Below are 17582 nucleotides of genomic sequence, written 5' to 3' on the forward strand. Positions count from 1 at the left end.
GTCCCGGTTCGCGCCGTAGAAGGGGGTGCTGAGGTCTTGGTAGAACTGTGAGCGGTCGGCGGCGACTCCGGCGCGGATGCCGTCGAAGGCCTCGATGGGGGTGCCCTCCGGGTTGGCGGGGGTCCTGAGCATCAGCGGCGGGACGGCGCCCAGCAGGACGGCCCTGGAGACCCGGGCTGTGCCGTGCCGGCCCAGGTAGCGGGTGACCTCGCCGCCGCCGGTGGAGTGGCCGACCAGGACGGCGTCCCTCAGGTCGAGCCGCTCGATCAGCTCGGCCAGGTCGTCGGCGTACCGGTCCATGTGGTTGCCGTCCCAGGTCTGGCTGGAGCGGCCGTGCCCGCGCCGGTCGTGGGCGATCGCGCGGAAGCCGTGCGAGGCGACCAGGTGGGCCTGGTTGTCCCAGGCGTCCGCGTTCAGCGGCCAGCCGTGGCTGAAGACGACCGGGCGGCCGCTGCCCCAGTCCTTGTAGAAGATCTCGGCGCCGTCGCGGGTGGTGATCGTGGGCATGGTGGTCCTTCGGTCGGTGTCCGGGTGGCGGGGCATGCCCCCAAAGGGACTCGTTCGCTCGTTGCCTCGTACCTGCAGTCTTGCCCGCGGCTCCGCGACACGTACGCGGTCGTACGGCCGCACTCCGCCGACCGGGTGAACATCGCGGACCTCCTGGCCGGGCGGGCCCCCGCCGCCCCCGCAGCCGTTCTCAAACCGCTTTCGAACCGGCGGGCAACCGGCGGGCCGGAGGATCGGTCTGTAGCCGGCCCGGCTGCCCCTCGAAGGGAGCGATTCGCGTGCATCTGCTGGAGATCCTGAGGTTCAGGCCGGTCCCCGCCGCTGCGGTCTACTTCGGGCTCACCCGGCGGTGCCCCCTGCACTGCCGCCACTGCTCCACCGAGTCACTGATGGACAGTGAGCAGTTCCCGGCGAAGATGTTCCTGCGGTTCGCGGACACCTTCACCGAGCACAACCGGCCCGAGCTCACCCTGATGTCGGGCGGCGAGGCGCTGCTGCGGCCGGGGCTGGTACGCAACATCGCCGACCGGGCACGGGCGGTGGGCTCGCGCAGCTACGTCCTGTCCGGGCTGTACTTCGCGCAGAAGCCGCGGATCCCCAAGGCCGTACGGGCCGCCATCGAGGCGGTGGACCACTTCGCCGCCAGCACCGACCGGTTCCACGAGGAGGAAGTCCCGCGGGCGGCGGTCTTCCGGGTGCTGCACGAGCTGCTGGACGCCGGCAAGGACGTCAGCCTGCAGATCACCGGCGAAGGGCCGGACGACCCGTACCTGGCCGACATCACCGCCGAGGTGCGGCGCGAGTTCGACGACCGGGTGCCGATGCTGGTCGTCCCGCTGTCCCCGGTGGGGCGGGCCCGGGAGTGGATGGACCAGCACCCGCAGGCCTCCTACCCGGCCACCGCCGCGCCCTGCTCGCTCGCCTGCTGGCCGGTCATCGGCTTCAACGGGCAGGTGACGTCCTGCGGCAACCAGGACGTCATGGACGGCAAGGTGCCACTGCCCGCCCACCTCTTCCTCGGGCACATCGCGCGCGACGACTGGGAGACGATCAGGCGCAGGACGCTGGAGTCCCCGATGGTCGGCGCCGTGCGGACGTACGGGCCCGAGTACCTCGCGGAGCGCTTCGGCGGCCTGAGCAGCTGCGACGGGTACTGCCAGACCTGCTGGAAGCTCTCCACCACGCCCGGCGTCAAGGAGGGCGTCAAGCAGCTGACGCTGCTGCCGTCCACCATCGCCATGCGGCAGCTGGTGGAGCAGGTCTCGGTGGACAGCGGGCCGCTGGGCTTCGCCCGGCGCTTCGGCATCGCGGCCTACGCCGACCTGGTGACCCTCGGCGACGGCGCCCGCCGGGACCTGGCGGTCACCGGATGACCGGGCCCGGCGCGGAGCGGCTGACCCACGCCGGGATCAACCGGATCCGCCAGACGCGCGGGGCCACCGCCCTGCTGTTCATCACCGACCGCTGCCCGGTGGGATGCGGCCACTGCTCGGTCGACTCCCGGCCGGACAGCCCGCGGATCACCGACTTCGCGCTGTTCGAGCAGATCGTCGACCAGCTCTGCGCCGACCCGGCCCGGACCATGATCGGGGTCTCCGGCGGCGAGCCGTTCGTCGAGCGGCGCGGGCTCGGCCTGGCCGCCCGCCGGATCACGGACGCCGGCAAGGACCTCGTCGTCTACACCAGCGGCGTCTGGGGGAAGGCCGCGGACCCGCCGCGCTGGATCCACCAGGTACTCGAACGCTGCCGCTGCGTGTACCTCAGCACCGACGCCTACCACGAGGCCGGCGCCGGGCCGGAGCAGTTCACCAACGCGGCCAGGGCCGTGGCCGGCCACGGACTGCCCGTCATCGTCCAGGTGGTGGACCAGGGCGACGCCCTGGACCGGGCCGAGGAGCTGCTCGTCCGGGCCTTCGGCGCCGCCTGGCCCGACTTCGCCGAGCTGGTCCCGACCCAGGGGCTGCCGCACGGCCGCGGAGCAGCGGTGTTCGAACGGACGGCGCGGGTGCCCGGACGGACGCTCGGCGCCTGCGAGCTGGTGGTCTCACCGGTGGTCCGGTACGACGGGCGGGTCACCGCCTGCTGCAACGAGTCCGTCCTGATGGGCGGCGGCCCGGCCGCGCTGCGCCGCCAGTGCGGCAGCGGAGCCGAAGTCGGCGCGGCCGTCGAGGAGTTCCAGCAGAACCCGCTGTACCGCGCGATGGGCAGCGTGGGCGGCGGGGTCCTGACCCGGCACCCGCGCTTCACCGATCTGGCCGACCGTCACTTCTCCGACGTCTGCGGCCTCTGCTGGACGATGACCCGGCGGGTCGTCCCCGAGCAGGACGACCCGCTGCTGAGCGCGATCGACCTGCTGGGAAGGGGCGTACAGGTATGAGCACCGTCGCACCGGCCACCGCCGTACCGGGCACCCGCAGCCACAGCGAGGTGGTCCGCGGGAAGATCGGGCTGCTGATGCCCGGCTTCTCCGCCCTGACCTCGCGGCTCTGGACGTCCCCGGCCGTGGCCGAGCTGTACCCGCGCTACCTCCGCCTGCTGCACACGGCGATCCGGGCCACCGTCCCGCTGATGGACCTCGCGCTGGAGCGCGCCGAGGCCCTCGCGCCCACCGACCCGGTCGCCGCCGGGCTCACCGGGTACCTGGCGCGGCACCGGCGCGAGGAGCGCGGGCACGACGAGTGGGTGCGCGAGGACCTCGCCGCGATCGGCCGCGACCCCGACGAGGTGCTGCGCGCGATGCCGGGCCCGGCCGTGGCCAACCTGGTGGGTGCGCAGTACTACTGGATCCGGCACCACCACCCGGTCTGCCTGCTCGGCCACATCGCCGTCCTGGAGGGCTACCCGCCCTCCCCCGCACTCGCCGGGTACCTCCGGGAGCGGACGGGCTACCCCGCCGACGGGTTCCGCACGCTGCACCGGCACGCCACCCTCGACATCCGGCACCGGGACGAACTCCTGCGCACCATCGACGGGTTGCCGCTCACGCCGGAGCACCACACGGCGATCGGGGTGAGCGCGCTGCACACCCTGCAGACCACCACGGTGCTGTTCGAGGAACTGCTCGCCACGGAGTCCGCACCCGCCGCACGGCCGGCCTGAGACGGGAGGCGGCAGATGGCAGGCACCGGGTTCTTCTCCGCACTCTCGCACCGGCAGTACCGGCTGCTCTTCGCCGGCCACGTGCTCTCCAGCTTCGGCGACTGGATCGACTTCGTCGCCCTGGTCTCCCTGGTCGCCTACCGGTGGGACGCGGGGGCGGGCGGCCTGGCGGCGGTCTCGGCGGCCGCCGCGGTGCCCTGGCTGGTGCTGGCCCCGCTCTCCGGGGTCTGGGCCGACCGGCTGCCGCAGAAGCAGGTGATGATCGCCTGCGACCTGGCCCGCGCCGCGCTGGTGCTCGGCTACCTGCTGGCGCCCGGCCTGCCGGTGCTGCTGACCCTGCTGGTCGCCAAGGTCGCCGTCGGCACGCTGTTCCTGCCGGCCCAGCAGTCGACCCTGACGCTGGTCGTCCCGAAGTCCTCGCTGCTGGCCGCGAATTCGCTGAGCGGGTTCGTGACCCAGGTCTGCAAGGTGGCCGGGCCGGCGCTCGGCGGCGTGCTGCTCGCGGTGGCCGGCCCGCACGGCGCGTTCGTGGTGGACGCGGCGACGTTCGCGGCCTCGGCGCTGATCCTCTCCCGGCTGCGGCTGCCGCAGCGGGCGGCGGGCGGGGCCGGGAGCGGGGCAGAAGCGGCCGAACGCGGGCGGTTCCGGCGGGAGTTGCGGGAAGGCTTCGTCTTCGTCCTCGGCAACAGGGTGCTGCTGATCGCGGTCGCCAGCCTCTCCGCCACCGTCTTCCTGGTGCTCGCCTTCGACACCCTCTCGCCCCTGGTGCTGATCGAGCTCGGGGTGGCGAAATCCCTGTACGGGCCCGCCATCGCGGCGGTGGCCGTCGGCGCGGTCGCCGGGACGGTACTGGTCGGCCAGTGGGGCCGGCGCTGGAACGCCTTCGTGCTGCTCGCCGCCTCGCAGGCCGCGACCGGCATCCTGATCGCCCTGGTGGGCACCGCCGCGCTGACCGGGTTCCGGATGGCGCCGGCGCTCTGGCTGCCGGTGGCCGGCGGGATCGGGCTCTGCTCGACCGGCATCCTGGTGGTCTTCCTCTACCTCGTGCAGCGCTCCACCCCACAGGAGTTGATGGGGCGGGTGCACACCGTCGTCAACGTGGTGCCGACCGTGCTGCAGATCTCGGCGCCGCTGGTCGGGGCCGCCCTGGCGGTCTGGATCGGCCTCGGCTGGGTGCTGACCGGCGCCGGCCTGGGGCTGGCCGCGCTGGGCGCGCTGTTCCTCTGGCTGCGGCCCGCCGACACCGCCGGCCCACCGGCCGGCGCCACCGGCGGTCCACCGGCCGACGAGACCACCGGCGTACCGGCCGACGAGCGGCTCGGCGGCCCCGCCGAGCCGTCGGCCACCCCCACCGAGTCCGCCGGGGCGGACTCCCCAGACGACGCGAGGCCGGGCCGACCGGTCGGGCCGGGGCGTCAGTTCGGATCACGAAAGAAGGCGGACATGGCGAACGAGTCCATCGAGGCACTTGCCGCGGGCGGCCACAGCTTCGAGGGGGCCAGCGAGGAGCAGTTGGCGGTCATCGCCGACCTGTCCCCCGAGGAGGTCGAGGTCATCAACTCGATCAAGGCACGGCTGAGCGGCGAGGTGGCCGCCCACGTGGCGGACCAGAACACCGTCGGCGGCCTCGTCTGGTAACTGCCCCTGCCCCCAGGGGCGTCCGCGGGAGCGGGGCGGTTCCGCCGTCTCGCACCGCACCGGGGCCGTCCCGGAACAACGCTGTCCCACACCCGATCAAGGAGGAAGACGACATGTCATTCGACTCTCTCGCCGCACTCACCGCGAGCGGCCACAGCTTCGAGGGCGCCACCGCCGAGCAGTTGGCGGTGATCGCCCACCTGTCCCCCGAAGAGGTGGCCGTCATCAACTCGATCAAGGCCAAGCTGGACGGCGAGGTCTCCGCGCACTCCCAGCCGCCGGCCGACACCACGGGCGGCGTGGTCTGGTAGTCGCCGCCCAGCGGCACGCCCGTACCGGCGCACCCGGGGCGACCCGCGCGCCGGTACGGGCCCCGCCCGATCCGGAGCCGGACGGCAGGAGGATCCCACGATGGACCAGCAACCCCCGCTCGAACCGCACGAACCGCTCGACCCGCTGGCGGTGCTGGAGGCCTCGGGCTACGCCCTGGACGCGCTGACCCAGGAGCAACGCACCGTCCTGGCCGCCCTGTCGGCCGAGGAGGTGTCGGTGCTCGCCGGGATCAAGGGCCGGCTGGACGAGGCCGGCCCGGAGGTGGAGGCGCACCTGATGGTCGGCGGACTGTTCTTCTGAGACGACGACCCCCGACGACCCCACGACCCGACGACGTGACGACGTGACGACGTGACGACGTGACGACGCGGTCCGCAGCACGAACCCCCAGGAGGCGACCATGGAGTGCCCGTCGTGCTCCGGGCAGAACGCGCCCGGCGCCCGCTTCTGCATGCGCTGCGGGCGCCCGCTGGAGGGCGCCGACCTGGCCGTCCGCGCCCGGCGCACCGTCACGGTGGTCTTCGCCGACCTGGCCGGCTCCACCGCGCTCGCCGAGCGGCTGGACCCGGAGGCGCTGCGCGAGGTGATGCTGCGCTACTACGGCCTGATGCGCGAGTGCCTGGAACGGCACGGCGGCACGGTGGAGAAGTTCATCGGGGACGCGGTGATGGCCGTCTTCGGCGTGCCCCGGGTGCACGAGGACGACGTCCTGCGCGGGGTCCGGGCCGCCTGGGACATGCAGCAGGCGATGGACGGGCTGAACGCCGGACTCGACCCTGCACTGCGGGCCCGGCTGCGCCTGCGGATCGGCGTGAACACCGGTGAGGTGCTGTACTCCCGCGAGTTCGGCGACGGCCACGCGCTGGTCTCCGGCGACACCGTCAACGTCGCCGCCCGGCTGGAGCAGCACGCCCCCGAGGGCGGCATCCTGCTGGGCACCGTCACCCACCGGGTGGCCGCGCCGTACGTCACCGCGCTGTCGGTCGAACCGATCGCGGTGAAGGGCAAGGCGCAGCCACTGGCGGTCTGGCGGCTGGCCGGGGTGGAGCCCGACCCGCTGGCCGCGCCCCGGCCCGGCAGCGCCCGGCTGATCGGCCGCCGCGAGGAGCTCCAGCAACTCGACCTGGCCTGGGAGCGGTCGGTCGCGCAGCGCAGCTGCCACCTGTTCACCCTGCTCGGTGACCCCGGCGTGGGCAAGTCCCGGCTGGCGGCGGAGTTCTCGGCCGCCCTGCGCCGGCGCGGCGCGGCGGTGGCGGTGACCGGCTGCCAGCCGTACGGGGGCGGCGGCACGCTCCGGACGCTGGCCGAGGTCGTCCGGCAGGCCCTCGCCGCGACCGCCCGGCCGCCGGCCGGGGAGGACGAACGCGCCTCCCTGCAAAGGCTGCTGGCGAGCCAGGAGGGGGGCGGCGCCGCCGCGGACCTGCTCGCCGCGGTGCTGGCCGGGACGGGCTCCGCCACCGAGGACACCTTCTGGGCCACCGGGCTGCTCCTGGAGACGCTGAGCGCCGTACGCCCGGTGGCCATCGTGCTGGACGACCTCCAGTGGGCGCAGCCGCCGCTGCTGGACCTCGTCGACCACCTGGCCCACTGGACGGCCGGAGCCCCGCTGCTGCTGCTCTGCCTCGCCCGGCCCGAGCTGTTGGACGCCCGCCCCGGCTGGGGCGGCGCGAAGCTGTCGGCGACCTCACTGGTGCTGGGCCCGCTCTCGCCGGCCGACTGCGAGGAACTGGTCGAGTGCTGCGCGGAGGTGACGGCGCACGCGGCGCCGGACACCGCCCGCCGGGTCGCGGCGGCGGCCGAGGGCAATCCGCTGTTCGCCGAGCAGCTGGTGGCGGTGCTGGCGGACGGCGGAGCGCCCGACGACCTGCCGCCGACCGTGCAGGCACTGCTGGAGGCCCGGCTGGACCGCCTCCCGCAGGCGGAGCGCCGGGCCATGGAGCACGCCGCGGTGATCGGACGGGAGTTCACCGTGCCGGGCCTGCGGGCGCTCGGCCTGGCGCAGGAGGGCGCGCCGGTCGCGCCGCTGCTGCAGTCGCTGGTGCGGCGCCGGCTGGTCGAGCCGACCGGGCGGCGGGCGGGTGGCGCGGGCTTCCGCTTCGTCCATCTGCTCGTCCGGGAGGTCTGCTACGCGGGCCTGCCCAAGCGGCGCCGGGCGGAGATGCACGAGGGGTACGCCGGGTGGCTGGCGGGCGAGGACCCGGTCGGCCACGAGCTGGTCGGCCGGCACCTCGCCGAGGCGCACCGCCACCGCCGCGAACTCGGCTCCGCCGACGAGGGGTTGGCCCGGCTCGGCGCGAACGCGGCCGAGCACCTGCTGGCGGCCGGTGAGCAGGCACTGGCCCGCGGCGAGTGCCGCTGGGCGGCCGAACTGCTCTCTCAGGCGGTCGAGTTGTCCGCCCCGTCCGGCGACCCAACCGAACCACCCGGCAAGGCATCCGAACCGCCCGGCGAGGTGCCCGGACCGGCGGCGGCGCAGCGGCGCGCCGCGCGCCTCCGGCTGGCCGAGGCGCTGATCGCCACCGGTGACGGGGCCCGGGCGTGCGAGCTGCTCCGGCAGGTGGCGGTGGACGGCGACGGGCCCGGCGCCCGGGGCGAGGCGGCGCACGCGCGGCTGCTGCTGGCCTACCTGGCGGTGCCCGCGACCGGTCTCGGCCCGCTGGTGCGCACGGCCGGGCGGCTGCTGCCCGGCTTCGCCGCCGACGGCGACGACCTCGGCCAGGCCAGGGCCCGGTTGTACCTGGCCCACGGCCGGCAGGCGAGCGGCCGGTACGTGGAGGCGGCGGGCCAGTTCGAGGCGGCGCTGGCGCACGGGCTGGCGTTCCGGGGGCGCTCCGGCGCCGCCCTGGAGCAGGCGACCGCGCTCGGCGGTCTGGCCGTGACGCTCTGGCTGGGCCCGGAGCCGGTGCCCGTCGCCGTCGAACGCTGCCGCGGGCTGCTGGCCGCGCACGCGGCGGGCCGGCGCGCGGTCCGGGCCGCACTGTGCTGCCCGCTCGCGGTGCTGCTCGCCATGCGCGGTGACTTCGCCGAGGCGCGGGCCCTGGTCACGGAGGCGCAGCGGATCGCCGAGGAGCTGGGGGTGGCGGCGCCGCAGGCGGCGATCCAGGTCTTCGGCGGGCTCGTCGAGACGCTGGCCGGGGCCGCCGGCGAGGCCGAGCGGCGGCTGCGGCTGGCCTGCGAGCTGGCCCTCCGGGTCGGCGACGCGGACACCCTGGCCACGGCCTCCGGCGCGCTGGCCGTGCTGCTGCTGGACCAGGGGCGGGCCGCGGAGGCGGCGGCCCCGGCCGCGGCCGCCCAGGGCGCGGGCGGGGCGCACTCACCGCTGCAACTGGCCGAGTACCGGGCCGTGCGGTCGCGGCTGCTGGCCGCGGCCGGCCGGCCGGCGGAGGCCGCCGGGCTCGCCGCCGACGCCGTCCGGCTCGCCGGGGCCTGCGACTCGCCGGTCGGCCGGGCGACGGCGCTGCTGAACCTGGCCCGGGTGCTGCTGGCCGACGGCCGGACGGACGACGCCCGGGCGGCGGCCGGCCGGGCCGGGGCGGCGTTCAGCGGCAAGGGCCACCTGGTGGGCGCCCGCTGGGCGGCGCAGCTGACGGACGGAGCCGGGCCGCGATGACCACCCCGCACTGGACGCCCGCCGGCGGTGAGCCGCTGACCTGGCGGCTCACCGATCTCGCCGACGGCTCGCTGCAGTCGGTCACCAGCTGGCCCGGCTCGGCGCTGCCCGATCCGGCGCTCGCCCGGAGCACCGGCGCCGGCGTCCGGGTCTGCGTGCTGGACAGCGGGGTCGTACCGGACCACCCGCAGGTCGGGCGGCTGGGCGGCTCGTACACGGTGACCGCCGGGCCGGACGGCGTGCACGTGGTGGAGCCGGACGGGATCGGCGACACCTGCGGCCACGGGACGGCCTGCGCGGGCATCATCCGCTCCCTGGCGCCGGACTGCGAGCTGGTCAGCCTGCGGGTGCTCGGCGCCGGTTTCACCGGCACCGGGGAGGCGCTGCTCGCGGGGCTGCGCTGGGCGGTCGAGCAGCGCTTCGACGTGATCAACATGAGCCTGTCGACCACCAGGCGGGACTTCGTGCTGCGGCTGCACCAGCTCGCCGACTCGGCGTACTTCGCGGGTTCGCTGCTGGTCGCGTCGGCGCACAACCTGCGGATCGAGAGCTTTCCGTGGCGGTTCTCCTCGGTGATCTCGGTCGGCAGCCACGACCGGCCCGATCCGCTGCACCTGCTGTACAACCCCGTGCCGCCGGTGGAGTTCTTCGCCCGCGGTGTGGAAGTCCCGGTCGCCTGGCTGGAGGGCGGCACCCGCCGCTGCACCGGCAACAGCTTCGCGACCCCGCACGTGGCCGGGCTCTGCGCGCGGATCCTCGGCAGCTACCCCGGCCTGACCCCCTTCCAGGTCAAGAGCCTGCTCCACCTCACCGCGGCGAACGTCAGGAGAGCCCCATGAACCGTCAGGACGCGCTCGCCACCGCCCTCGCCGTGACGGACTCCGACGTCGGGCACCGGGAGCTGCTCCGCTCCGTGGTGGAGGCCGCCCGGGCGGTCTTCGGCGGCCGGGCGGCCTCCATTCTCGGGCTGGACCAGGACGGCGGGGAGCTGGTCTTCGAGGCGGTCTCCGGCGAGGGCGAGGACTTCCTGGTCGGCTCCCGCTTCCCCGCCGGGCGGGGCATCGCCGGCTGGGTCCTGGTGTCGGGCGAGCCGGTGATCGTGGACGACCTGTCGGACAACGCGGTCTTCGACCGGGACATCGCGCAGTCCACCCGGTACGTGCCGAAGGCGCTGATGGCCGCGCCGCTGCTGCACGGCGACCGGGTGCTCGGGGTACTGGAGGTGCTGGACCGGGACGTCCGGCGGCAGTCCGCCCTGCGCGACCTGGACTGGCTGGGCCTGTTCGCGACCCAGGCGGCGACCGCGCTGGCGATGGTGCAGCGGGCCCGCACGGCCCGGCTGGTGCTGCACGGCGAGGAGGCCTCCGAACTCACCGAGGTGGTGGCCCTGGTGGAGGCCTTCACGGCGCTCCCGGCGGACCGGCGGGAGGCGGGCAGACGACTGCTCCAGGCCCTCACCGACGCCCTGGCGGCGCGCCCCTGAGCCGGCCCGGCACCGCACCTGCGCCACACCCGGAACACCTCACCCAGTGTCCCCGCCCCGCTCCACTGCGTGACCGGCGCCGTTGACGACGATTCGTCAGCCCGCGATGATAGCAGGTCAGCTGACGCCCCATCAGGGCAGGACGGCACGCACGGACCATTCCATGCCCGGGGAGGGATCGACATGGAGTTCAGCATCTTGGGCCCGCTCGAAGTGCACGCCGGAAACGGCCCCGTCGACCTGGGGACGGGCAAGCTCGGCTATCTGCTCGCCGCCCTGCTGTGCCGGGCGAACAGTACGGTCTCGACCCTGCGGCTGACCGAGGCACTGTGGTGGGGCAACCCCCCGCGCACGGCCGCCAAGAACCTCCAGGTGAACGTGCACTACCTGCGCAAGGCACTGGTGAGCCCGGGGGACGGCCCGCGGGTGCTCAGCCGTCCGGGCGGCTACCTGCTCGCCACCGCCCCGGGGGAGGTCGACCTGACCCGCTTCGAGACGCTGGCGGCGGAGGCCGCGGCGGCGGTCCGCCAGGGCGAGCCGGAGCGCGCCGACCGGCTGTTCCAGCGCGCCCTGGCCCTGTGGCGCGGGCGGCCCTTCGACGGGATGGAACGCTCGCCGCTGGTGCAGCAGGAGAGCGTGCGGCTGGCCGAGCGGCGCCTCGCCGTAGCGGAGTCGGCGATCGACGTCCGGCTCGCCCTCGGCCAGTACCTGGAGGCGCTGGCCGACCTCGACCCGCTGGTGGCCGGCCACCCCTACCGCGAGCGGCTGCGGGCGCAGCAGATGATCGCGCTGTTCCGGACGGGCCGCCAGGTCGAGGCGCTGGCGGTGTTCGACGGCGTCCGAAGACTCCTGGCCGAGGAGCTGGGGCTGCAGCCGGGCGCCGTCCTCCAGCGGATCCAGCAGGCCATCCTGGAGGGCCGCGGCGAGATCGGCCTGCCGGGCCTGGCGGCCGCCCCGCGGCCGGTCCAGTTACGGGGCAGCACAAGCCAGTTGCCCCCGGGCGTGGCGGACTTCGTCGGGCGGGAGGAGGCCTCGGCCCGGCTGCGGTGGATCCTGCACCCCGACGCCGGGCCGGCCCGCACGGCCGACCCGGCCCGGGCGGCGACGGACTGGACGCTCGCGGTCGTCTCGGGCCCCGGCGGCGCCGGGAAGTCGACCCTGCTGAACAGCGTCGCGCGGTCGGCCGGCGAGCAGTTCTCCGGCGGCCTGCTCTACATCGACCTCCGATCCGCCGACGGCACACCGCGCCACCCCGCCGACGCCCTCGCCGACCTGCTGCGGGCCACCGGGCTGCCGAGCGAGGCGGTGCCCGCCACCGAGGCCGACCGGATCCGGCTCTACCGCGAGCGGCTGCACGGACGGCGGATCCTGGTCCTGCTCGACAACGCCTCCGACGAGGGCCAGATCCGCGCCCTGCTGCCGACCGCCGGATCCTGCGCCACCGTCGTCACCAGCTGCTCGCGGCTGTCCGGTCTGACCGGCGCGCAGCTCGTCGAGATCGGCGGGTTCACCGCCGCCGAGGGCGCCGAGCTGCTGGGCCGGATCGCCGGCCGGCACCGGGTCGCCGCCGAACCCGAGGCCGCCGCCCGGATCGTCCGGGCCTGCGGACGGCTGCCGCTGGCCGTCCGCATCGCGGGCGCCCGGCTGGCCGCCCGCCCGCACTGGCGGCTCGCCAGACTCGCCGGACTGCTGGAGGGGCCGGACTGCCTGGACGAGCTCTCGGTCGGCGACCTTGACCTGCGGGCCTGCCTGGCCCGCAGCCACGCCGCCGCGCACCCCGGCGACCTGCGGTTCACCTCGCGGCTGGCCCAGCTGCCGGCGGCCGGGTTCACGGCCCGCGACGCCGCCCTGCTGCTGGGCCTGCCGGAGCAGCAGGCCGACGACCTGCTGGAGCACCTCTGCGACCGCCGCCTGGTGGTCCGTGACCAGCCGGAACGAGAGCGGCCGGGGCGCGACCTGGCGGGAGGGGACGGCGCGGGATGGGACGGCGCGGGACGTGACGATCCGGGGCGCGACGGAGCGATCCGCGAACCGGCGGCCGGCGGCCGGGCCGGGCGGGAGGCGCCCGGCCGCTACCGGGTGGTGCCGGTGGTGGGGAGGTTCGCCGCCGAGCGGTCGCCGCACCGGGTCGAGGTCGACTGCTGAGCCCGCGTCCTGACCCGCCCTGCCCCGCCCTGCCCTGCCCCCGGCCGACGTCGACGCCCGGCGAGGCGGCCCGCGACGCAGCCGGCCCCGGCCCACGGGCGGCGCAATGCGGCTGCGCCGACCGGGCGACCCTGTGAAGGCGGCTGCCCGGATCGGCCGCCCGACTGTGCCTAGCCTGCGGGACAGACGAGCGCCGGCAGCCGGGCCGGCGCCCGGCGCGGCCCGGCCGGGGCCCCTGCCCGTCGAGAGGACCCCATGCGAGAAGAGACCCGCGACAACGGCCGCCGGAACATCATCCGCGGCCTGGTCGGCGGCGGTACCGTCGCCGCTCTGGCGGGCCCGGCGGCGCTGCTGCCGCCGGCGGCCCGGGCGGAGACCCCGGCCGCGCCCGGCGGAGACCCGTTCGCGCTGCCGGAGTTCCGGCCGAACGGGCGGGTGCGGGAGTTCTGGATCCAGGCGGACTCCTTCGAGCACAACGCCGTGCCGAACGGCATGGACGCCATGATGGGACGGCCGTACACGGCGGCGCAGACCACCTTCTGGGCGGTGGGCTTCCGCGCCTACACACCGGACTGGGACAGCCCGCTGGAGGCCGACTTCGGCCCCGAGGGGATCGGCGCCAACTCGGGCATTCCGGGGCCGGTGCTGCGCGCCGAGGTGGGCGATGTCGTCCGGGTGCACTTCCGCAACAACGACGAGCACTACAAGTGGCCGCACAGCATGCACCCGCACGGCGTGGTCTACGCTCCGGAGAGCGACGGCGGCTGGCTGGCCGAGAACCCGCAGCGGCCGGGCAGCGCCGTGGAGTTCGGCGAGAGCTACGTCTACACCTGGCTCTGCCATCCGAGTTCGGCCGGCACCTGGCCCTACCACGACCACTCCGTGCCGCAGATCCCGCCCGCCGGCTCCGGCGGCCCGGCGGACGCCGTGAACGGACACGGACACGAGGCCCCGACGGCGGAGCGGGGCCGTGCCACCGGGACGGACCACGACGGCGGGGCGGACCATGACACGGGCCACGACGGCGGCGGCCACGACACCGACCACGGCGGCAGCGGCGGAGGCACCGCAGGCTCCGGCGCCGCGGACGGCGGCGGCCAGGACGGCACCGGCCACGACGGCATGGTGATGGAGATCGGCGCCGAGCTCGGCCTGTTCGGCATCATCGCGGTGACGGACCAGCAGACGCTGCAGGTGGACCAGGAGTTCGTGCTCTTCCTGCACGATCTGAGCAAGCGCACCGGCCGCTCGCTCGGGCAGCCCCTCAACATGTTCAACGGCGGCGCGTTCGTCGACAACACTCCGACGTACTCGGCGAAGGTCGGCGACCGGGTGCGCTGGCGGATCGCCGCGCTGGGCGAGGAGTTGCACGTGTTCCACATCCACGGGCACCGCTGGCGCAGCCGGCAGGGCTACCAGGGCTGGGTGGACTCGCAGATCGTGGGGCCGTCCACGACCCTGACCATCGAGTACACCGAGGACAACCCCGGGGACTGGATCTACCACTGCCACGTCACCCACCACATGTCGGGCGGCATGGTCGGCCGGTACCGCGTCACGCGCTGACGCCCCCGCCCGCTCCCGGTCGTCGACAGACCGGGAGCAGGCAGGAGCGCGGGCGGAGCAGGCGGGCGGCGGCTAGCTGCCGGGCACCGTGTCGGTGAACTTGGTGCCGGCGCTGCGGTAGCCCGCCACCTTCGCGGTGACCTGGGCCGGGGTGAGGACCTGGTCCTTGACGAAGTACACGTAGTCCACCTGCTCGTCGTACGAGCGGGGGGTGCTGCTGGTCTGGCCGTTGAGGTCGATCAGCCAGTGGTTGAAGTCGATCCACTGCGGCTTCTCGGGCAGGTACGGCTCGCCGTGGGTGGCGAAGACCTGGCCGTCGATGTAGTAGGTGATGCTGGTGTTGTCGACCGTCAACTGCAGGTCGTGCCAGCCGTTGTAGGACTGCCGGGCCTCACCGTGGGCGTTGACCGCGTTCCACGGGTCCGGGTTGTAGGTCTCCCAGGACGTGCTGTACATGATGTTGCCCTGCTCGCCCCAGCCGCCGTTGGGCAGGTACTCGAAGTCCTGCTCGCTGTAGTCCGGGTCCATCGGCGCGTTGAGCGGGGTGAAGGTGAAGAAGGTCTGGTTGACGTGGTCCCCGTCCGGACCGCTGTTCGGGGCGTCGTTGAACTTGACCCGGGCGGCGTACGTCCCGTTCTTGAACTTGCGGGCGGTGGTCTGGAGTTCGGTCTCCTTGGTGCCGGCGGCGGTGCCGTCGGTGGTCAGCCTCAGGTTCATGACGCTGTTGCCGCCGGAGGACTGGAAGGTGATGTCCTGCGGCGACCAGGTGGCACCGGGGACACCGGGGCCGCCCTGGCCGGACTTGACGGTCCAGCCGTGCTGCTGGACGGCCGGTTCGGTGCTGGTGCCGTAGTTGAAGTCGTCGAACAGGGCGGGGGCGTTGGGGTCGGTCGGGGGTGTGGTCGGCGGAGTGGTGGGCGGGGTGGTCGGGTTGTTGCCGGCCGGGGCGGTGCCCCAGACGACGGCGCCGCCGCGCTGCAGGGTGACCTTGGGGGCGTTGGCGTAGGTGCTCTGCGCACCGTTGAAGGAGTAGTCGTCGGACTGGGTGAGGGTCTGCCAGTCCGCGCGGTAGAAGCGCAGCTGCATGTCGCCGGTGTTCTGCCCGGGGGCGAGCGAGCCGGCGCCGGCCGTGAAGCCGATCTCCAGGTAGCGGTCCGCCGTGGCCGTGGGGTTGGCCAGGGTGCCGAAGGTGCCGGTGATGTTGGCGCAGCCCTTGACCGCCCAGGAGCAGGCGAAGCGGTACGTCACGTTCGGGCCGTCGGCCTTGAAGTAGTAGCGCAGTGTCACGCCACTGAGCGCGACCGTGTTCGTACCGGTGTTGGTGATCTCCAGCCACGGTTCGGACTGGTCCGCGGTGGCGCCGCCCGCACTGGTGCGGTACTGCGCGGTGAGCGAGTCCGTCGCGGCCGAGGCCGGGGCGGTGACGAGCGCGGCGCAGGCCAGGCCGGCGGCGGTGCAGACGGCCATCGCCGTCCGGACCCGGGCGGGAATGCGGAGTCCTGCTGACACGGTGATCCCTTCGAAGTGGGGGCTTGCGGGATTACTGCGGAACCGGATTACTGCGGGGTGGAGAGGGTGGAGAGGGTGGAGCGGGTGGTGCGGGTGGTGCGGTTGATGCCCAGTGCGTGCAGGCGCGGCCTGTGGTCACGCAGGGCCGGCAGAAAGTCCGTGGTCCAGTCGCTGGACGGGTTCCACGCGCGGTCGGCGAGCGCGCAGAGCCGGGGGAAGGTGAGGTAGTCGGCCTGCTCTGGGGTGATGACGAACTCGCTCCACAGCTGTGCCTGGGTGCCGAGCACCCGGGCCCGCTCGGCGGGCTCCCAGTACTCCGGGGCGGGCTCGTTGTCGTGGACGGCGCGGAGATCGACGATCTCGCCGGCCTGCCCGAGCGGTTCGTCCGGCGCGTCGGACTGCGGGTAGTCGAGGTAGGTGGAGCGGTGCGGCGCCATCACCACCTCGTGGCCGCGCCGGGCGGCGGCGAGCCCGTGGTCGCCGTCCCGCCACGGCATGACGGCGAACTCGGGCGGCAGCGACGAGGAGCTGTCCTCCGCCCAGCAGATCGGCCGGCGGCCCGCGTCGATCAGGAAGTCGCCGATCCGGCCGAGGAACCAGCCGTGCAGCTCCTTCGGTGCGGCCAGGCCAAGTTCGGCGGCGCGGCGGCGGGCGTCCGGGCTCTGCTCCCACTCCACGGTGGGGCATTCGTCCCCGCCGATGTGGACGTAGCGGGACGGGAAGACGTCGAGCACCTCGCCGAGCACGGTGCGGCAGAAGTCCAGCACCTCGTCGTGCACCCCGAGGACGTTCTCGCAGACGCCCCACTCGGTCCAGACGTCCAGCCGGCGGCCGGGCACGTTGCCCATGTGCGGGTACGCGGCGAGGACCGCCCGGGTGTGGCCGGGCATCTCGATCTCGGGCACCACGGTGACGCCGCGTTCGGCCGCGTAGCGCACCAGGGTGCGCAGCTCCTCGACGGTGTAGGAGCCGCCGTGCGGCCGGTCGTCGTAGCGCTCGCTGCCGGCCTGCCCGAGCATCGACCGGGCCCTGCTGCCGCCGATCTCGGTGAGCAGCGGGTACGCGGCGCTCGGCATCCGCCAGCCCTGGTCGTCGGTGAGGTGCAGGTGCAGGACGTTCAGCTTGTGGAAGGCCAGCAGGTCGACGGTGCGCAGCAGGAAGGGCAGCGGCTGGAAGTGCCGGGCGACGTCGACCATCGCGCCGCGCCAGCCGAAGCGCGGCACGTCGGTGACGTCCAGGCAGGGGATCCGCCAGGCGACGCCGTGCACCGGCCGGTCCTCCAAGGCCTCGGGCGGCAGCAGTTGGCGCAGGGTCTGGACGCCGTGCAGCAGGCCCGCCACGCGGGCGGCGCGCAGCCGGACGGCGTCGGGGGTGACGGTGAGGTGGTAGCCCTCGTCACCGAGACCGCCGAGACCGCCGAGACCGCCGGAGCTGCCCGGCCCGTGGCCGGACGGGTCGAGGATCAGTTCGACGACGCCGCCGGTGGAGCCCGCCTCGCCGGCCGGGGCGAGCGGCAGGCCGGTGGCGGGGGCCAGCAGGGTGCGCAGCAGGTCCGCCGCGCTCAGGGCTCCGCCGGCGGCGCGGACGGTGGTGGTCGGATCGAGCGTGAAGGCCCCGGGGGCGCGGACGAGCCGGCCTGGCTTCGGAATGATCACGGTGGAGGTCTCCAGGAGGCGGTGGTGGCGGGGCACG

At 74.7% G+C, this 17582-nt stretch carries 14 protein-coding genes; 11 read left to right on the plus strand and 3 right to left on the minus strand.

Features of this window, described 5'->3' with window-relative positions; translation table 11 throughout:
• Positions 1-507, minus strand: a 507-nt coding sequence (locus tag ACFUK0_RS27955; RefSeq protein WP_380254976.1) for an alpha/beta fold hydrolase, incomplete at its 3' end; no start/stop codon positions are given.
• A 278-nt stretch (positions 508-785) separates the two neighbouring features.
• Between ACFUK0_RS27955 and ACFUK0_RS27960 the strand changes: the two genes are divergently transcribed.
• The 11 genes from ACFUK0_RS27960 (at position 786) to ACFUK0_RS28010 (ending at position 14381) form a co-directional block, all read left to right on the plus strand.
• Entirely contained in the window at positions 786-1880 is a 1095-nt protein-coding gene (locus tag ACFUK0_RS27960; RefSeq protein WP_380254978.1) for a radical SAM protein, read from the plus strand.
• Positions 1877-2884, plus strand: a complete 1008-nt coding sequence (locus ACFUK0_RS27965; RefSeq protein WP_380254980.1) for a radical SAM protein — start codon at positions 1877-1879, stop codon at positions 2882-2884. The genes ACFUK0_RS27960 and ACFUK0_RS27965 overlap by 4 nt, the downstream gene beginning before the upstream one ends.
• Positions 2881-3606, plus strand: coding sequence for an iron-containing redox enzyme family protein (locus ACFUK0_RS27970; protein ID WP_380254982.1), 726 nt, complete (start codon positions 2881-2883; stop codon positions 3604-3606). The genes ACFUK0_RS27965 and ACFUK0_RS27970 overlap by 4 nt, the downstream gene beginning before the upstream one ends.
• Positions 3607-3621: 15 nt before the next feature.
• Positions 3622-5244, plus strand: coding sequence for an MFS transporter (locus tag ACFUK0_RS27975; protein WP_380254984.1), 1623 nt, complete (start codon positions 3622-3624; stop codon positions 5242-5244).
• A 113-nt stretch (positions 5245-5357) separates the two neighbouring features.
• Positions 5358-5555: an aroma-sacti cluster domain-containing protein gene (locus ACFUK0_RS27980; protein ID WP_380254986.1), complete on the plus strand. Its 198-nt coding sequence runs from the start codon at positions 5358-5360 to the stop codon at positions 5553-5555.
• Between the two features lie 100 nt (positions 5556-5655).
• Complete coding sequence (locus ACFUK0_RS27985; RefSeq protein ID WP_380254988.1) at positions 5656-5877, plus strand: aroma-sacti cluster domain-containing protein; 222 nt, start codon at positions 5656-5658, stop codon at positions 5875-5877.
• A gap of 100 nt (positions 5878-5977) precedes the next feature.
• Entirely contained in the window at positions 5978-9187 is a 3210-nt protein-coding gene (locus ACFUK0_RS27990; protein WP_380254990.1) for an adenylate/guanylate cyclase domain-containing protein, read from the plus strand.
• Positions 9184-10026 carry a S8 family serine peptidase gene (locus tag ACFUK0_RS27995; protein ID WP_380254992.1) on the plus strand — a complete coding sequence of 281 codons (843 nt, stop codon included), beginning with the start codon at positions 9184-9186 and terminating at the stop codon, positions 10024-10026. The genes ACFUK0_RS27990 and ACFUK0_RS27995 overlap by 4 nt, the downstream gene beginning before the upstream one ends.
• Complete coding sequence (locus ACFUK0_RS28000; RefSeq protein ID WP_380254994.1) at positions 10023-10670, plus strand: GAF domain-containing protein; 648 nt, start codon at positions 10023-10025, stop codon at positions 10668-10670. The genes ACFUK0_RS27995 and ACFUK0_RS28000 overlap by 4 nt, the downstream gene beginning before the upstream one ends.
• 183 nt (positions 10671-10853) lie before the next feature.
• The gene (locus tag ACFUK0_RS28005) at positions 10854-12815 is read left to right on the plus strand and encodes a BTAD domain-containing putative transcriptional regulator (RefSeq protein ID WP_380254996.1); all 1962 of its coding nucleotides are present in this window, start codon (positions 10854-10856) and stop codon (positions 12813-12815) included.
• Between the two features lie 255 nt (positions 12816-13070).
• Positions 13071-14381 carry a multicopper oxidase domain-containing protein gene (locus ACFUK0_RS28010; RefSeq protein ID WP_380254998.1) on the plus strand — a complete coding sequence of 437 codons (1311 nt, stop codon included), beginning with the start codon at positions 13071-13073 and terminating at the stop codon, positions 14379-14381.
• Between the two features lie 72 nt (positions 14382-14453).
• Here the strand turns inward: ACFUK0_RS28010 and ACFUK0_RS28015 are convergent, their stop codons facing one another.
• Positions 14454-15848 (minus strand): cellulose binding domain-containing protein, encoded by a 1395-nt coding sequence (locus tag ACFUK0_RS28015; RefSeq protein ID WP_380255032.1) that lies wholly within the window; start codon positions 15846-15848, stop codon positions 14454-14456.
• Between the two features lie 89 nt (positions 15849-15937).
• Entirely contained in the window at positions 15938-17581 is a 1644-nt protein-coding gene (locus tag ACFUK0_RS28020) for a beta-N-acetylhexosaminidase (protein WP_380255000.1), read from the minus strand.
• Position 17582 lies beyond the last annotated feature (1 nt).

The sequence above is a fragment of the Kitasatospora sp. NPDC057223 genome (assembly GCF_042669755.1).
GTDB lineage: Bacteria > Actinomycetota > Actinomycetes > Streptomycetales > Streptomycetaceae > Kitasatospora.

What these genes read in the sequence shown, in the direction of transcription:
- ACFUK0_RS28005 (WP_380254996.1), top strand. Translation starts at nt 10,854, where the DNA reads ATGGAGTTCAGCATCTTGGGCCCGCTCGAAGTGCACGCCGGAAACGGC.
- ACFUK0_RS28010 (WP_380254998.1), top strand. Translation starts at nt 13,071, where the DNA reads ATGCGAGAAGAGACCCGCGACAACGGCCGCCGGAACATCATCCGCGGC.
- ACFUK0_RS27980 (WP_380254986.1), top strand. Translation starts at nt 5,358, where the DNA reads ATGTCATTCGACTCTCTCGCCGCACTCACCGCGAGCGGCCACAGCTTC.
- ACFUK0_RS28000 (WP_380254994.1), top strand. Translation starts at nt 10,023, where the DNA reads ATGAACCGTCAGGACGCGCTCGCCACCGCCCTCGCCGTGACGGACTCC.
- ACFUK0_RS27990 (WP_380254990.1), top strand. Translation starts at nt 5,978, where the DNA reads ATGGAGTGCCCGTCGTGCTCCGGGCAGAACGCGCCCGGCGCCCGCTTC.
- ACFUK0_RS27985 (WP_380254988.1), top strand. Translation starts at nt 5,656, where the DNA reads ATGGACCAGCAACCCCCGCTCGAACCGCACGAACCGCTCGACCCGCTG.
- ACFUK0_RS27970 (WP_380254982.1), top strand. Translation starts at nt 2,881, where the DNA reads ATGAGCACCGTCGCACCGGCCACCGCCGTACCGGGCACCCGCAGCCAC.
- ACFUK0_RS28015 (WP_380255032.1), bottom strand. Translation starts at nt 15,848, where the DNA reads ATGGCCGTCTGCACCGCCGCCGGCCTGGCCTGCGCCGCGCTCGTCACC.
- ACFUK0_RS27975 (WP_380254984.1), top strand. Translation starts at nt 3,622, where the DNA reads ATGGCAGGCACCGGGTTCTTCTCCGCACTCTCGCACCGGCAGTACCGG.
- ACFUK0_RS27965 (WP_380254980.1), top strand. Translation starts at nt 1,877, where the DNA reads ATGACCGGGCCCGGCGCGGAGCGGCTGACCCACGCCGGGATCAACCGG.
- ACFUK0_RS27995 (WP_380254992.1), top strand. Translation starts at nt 9,184, where the DNA reads ATGACCACCCCGCACTGGACGCCCGCCGGCGGTGAGCCGCTGACCTGG.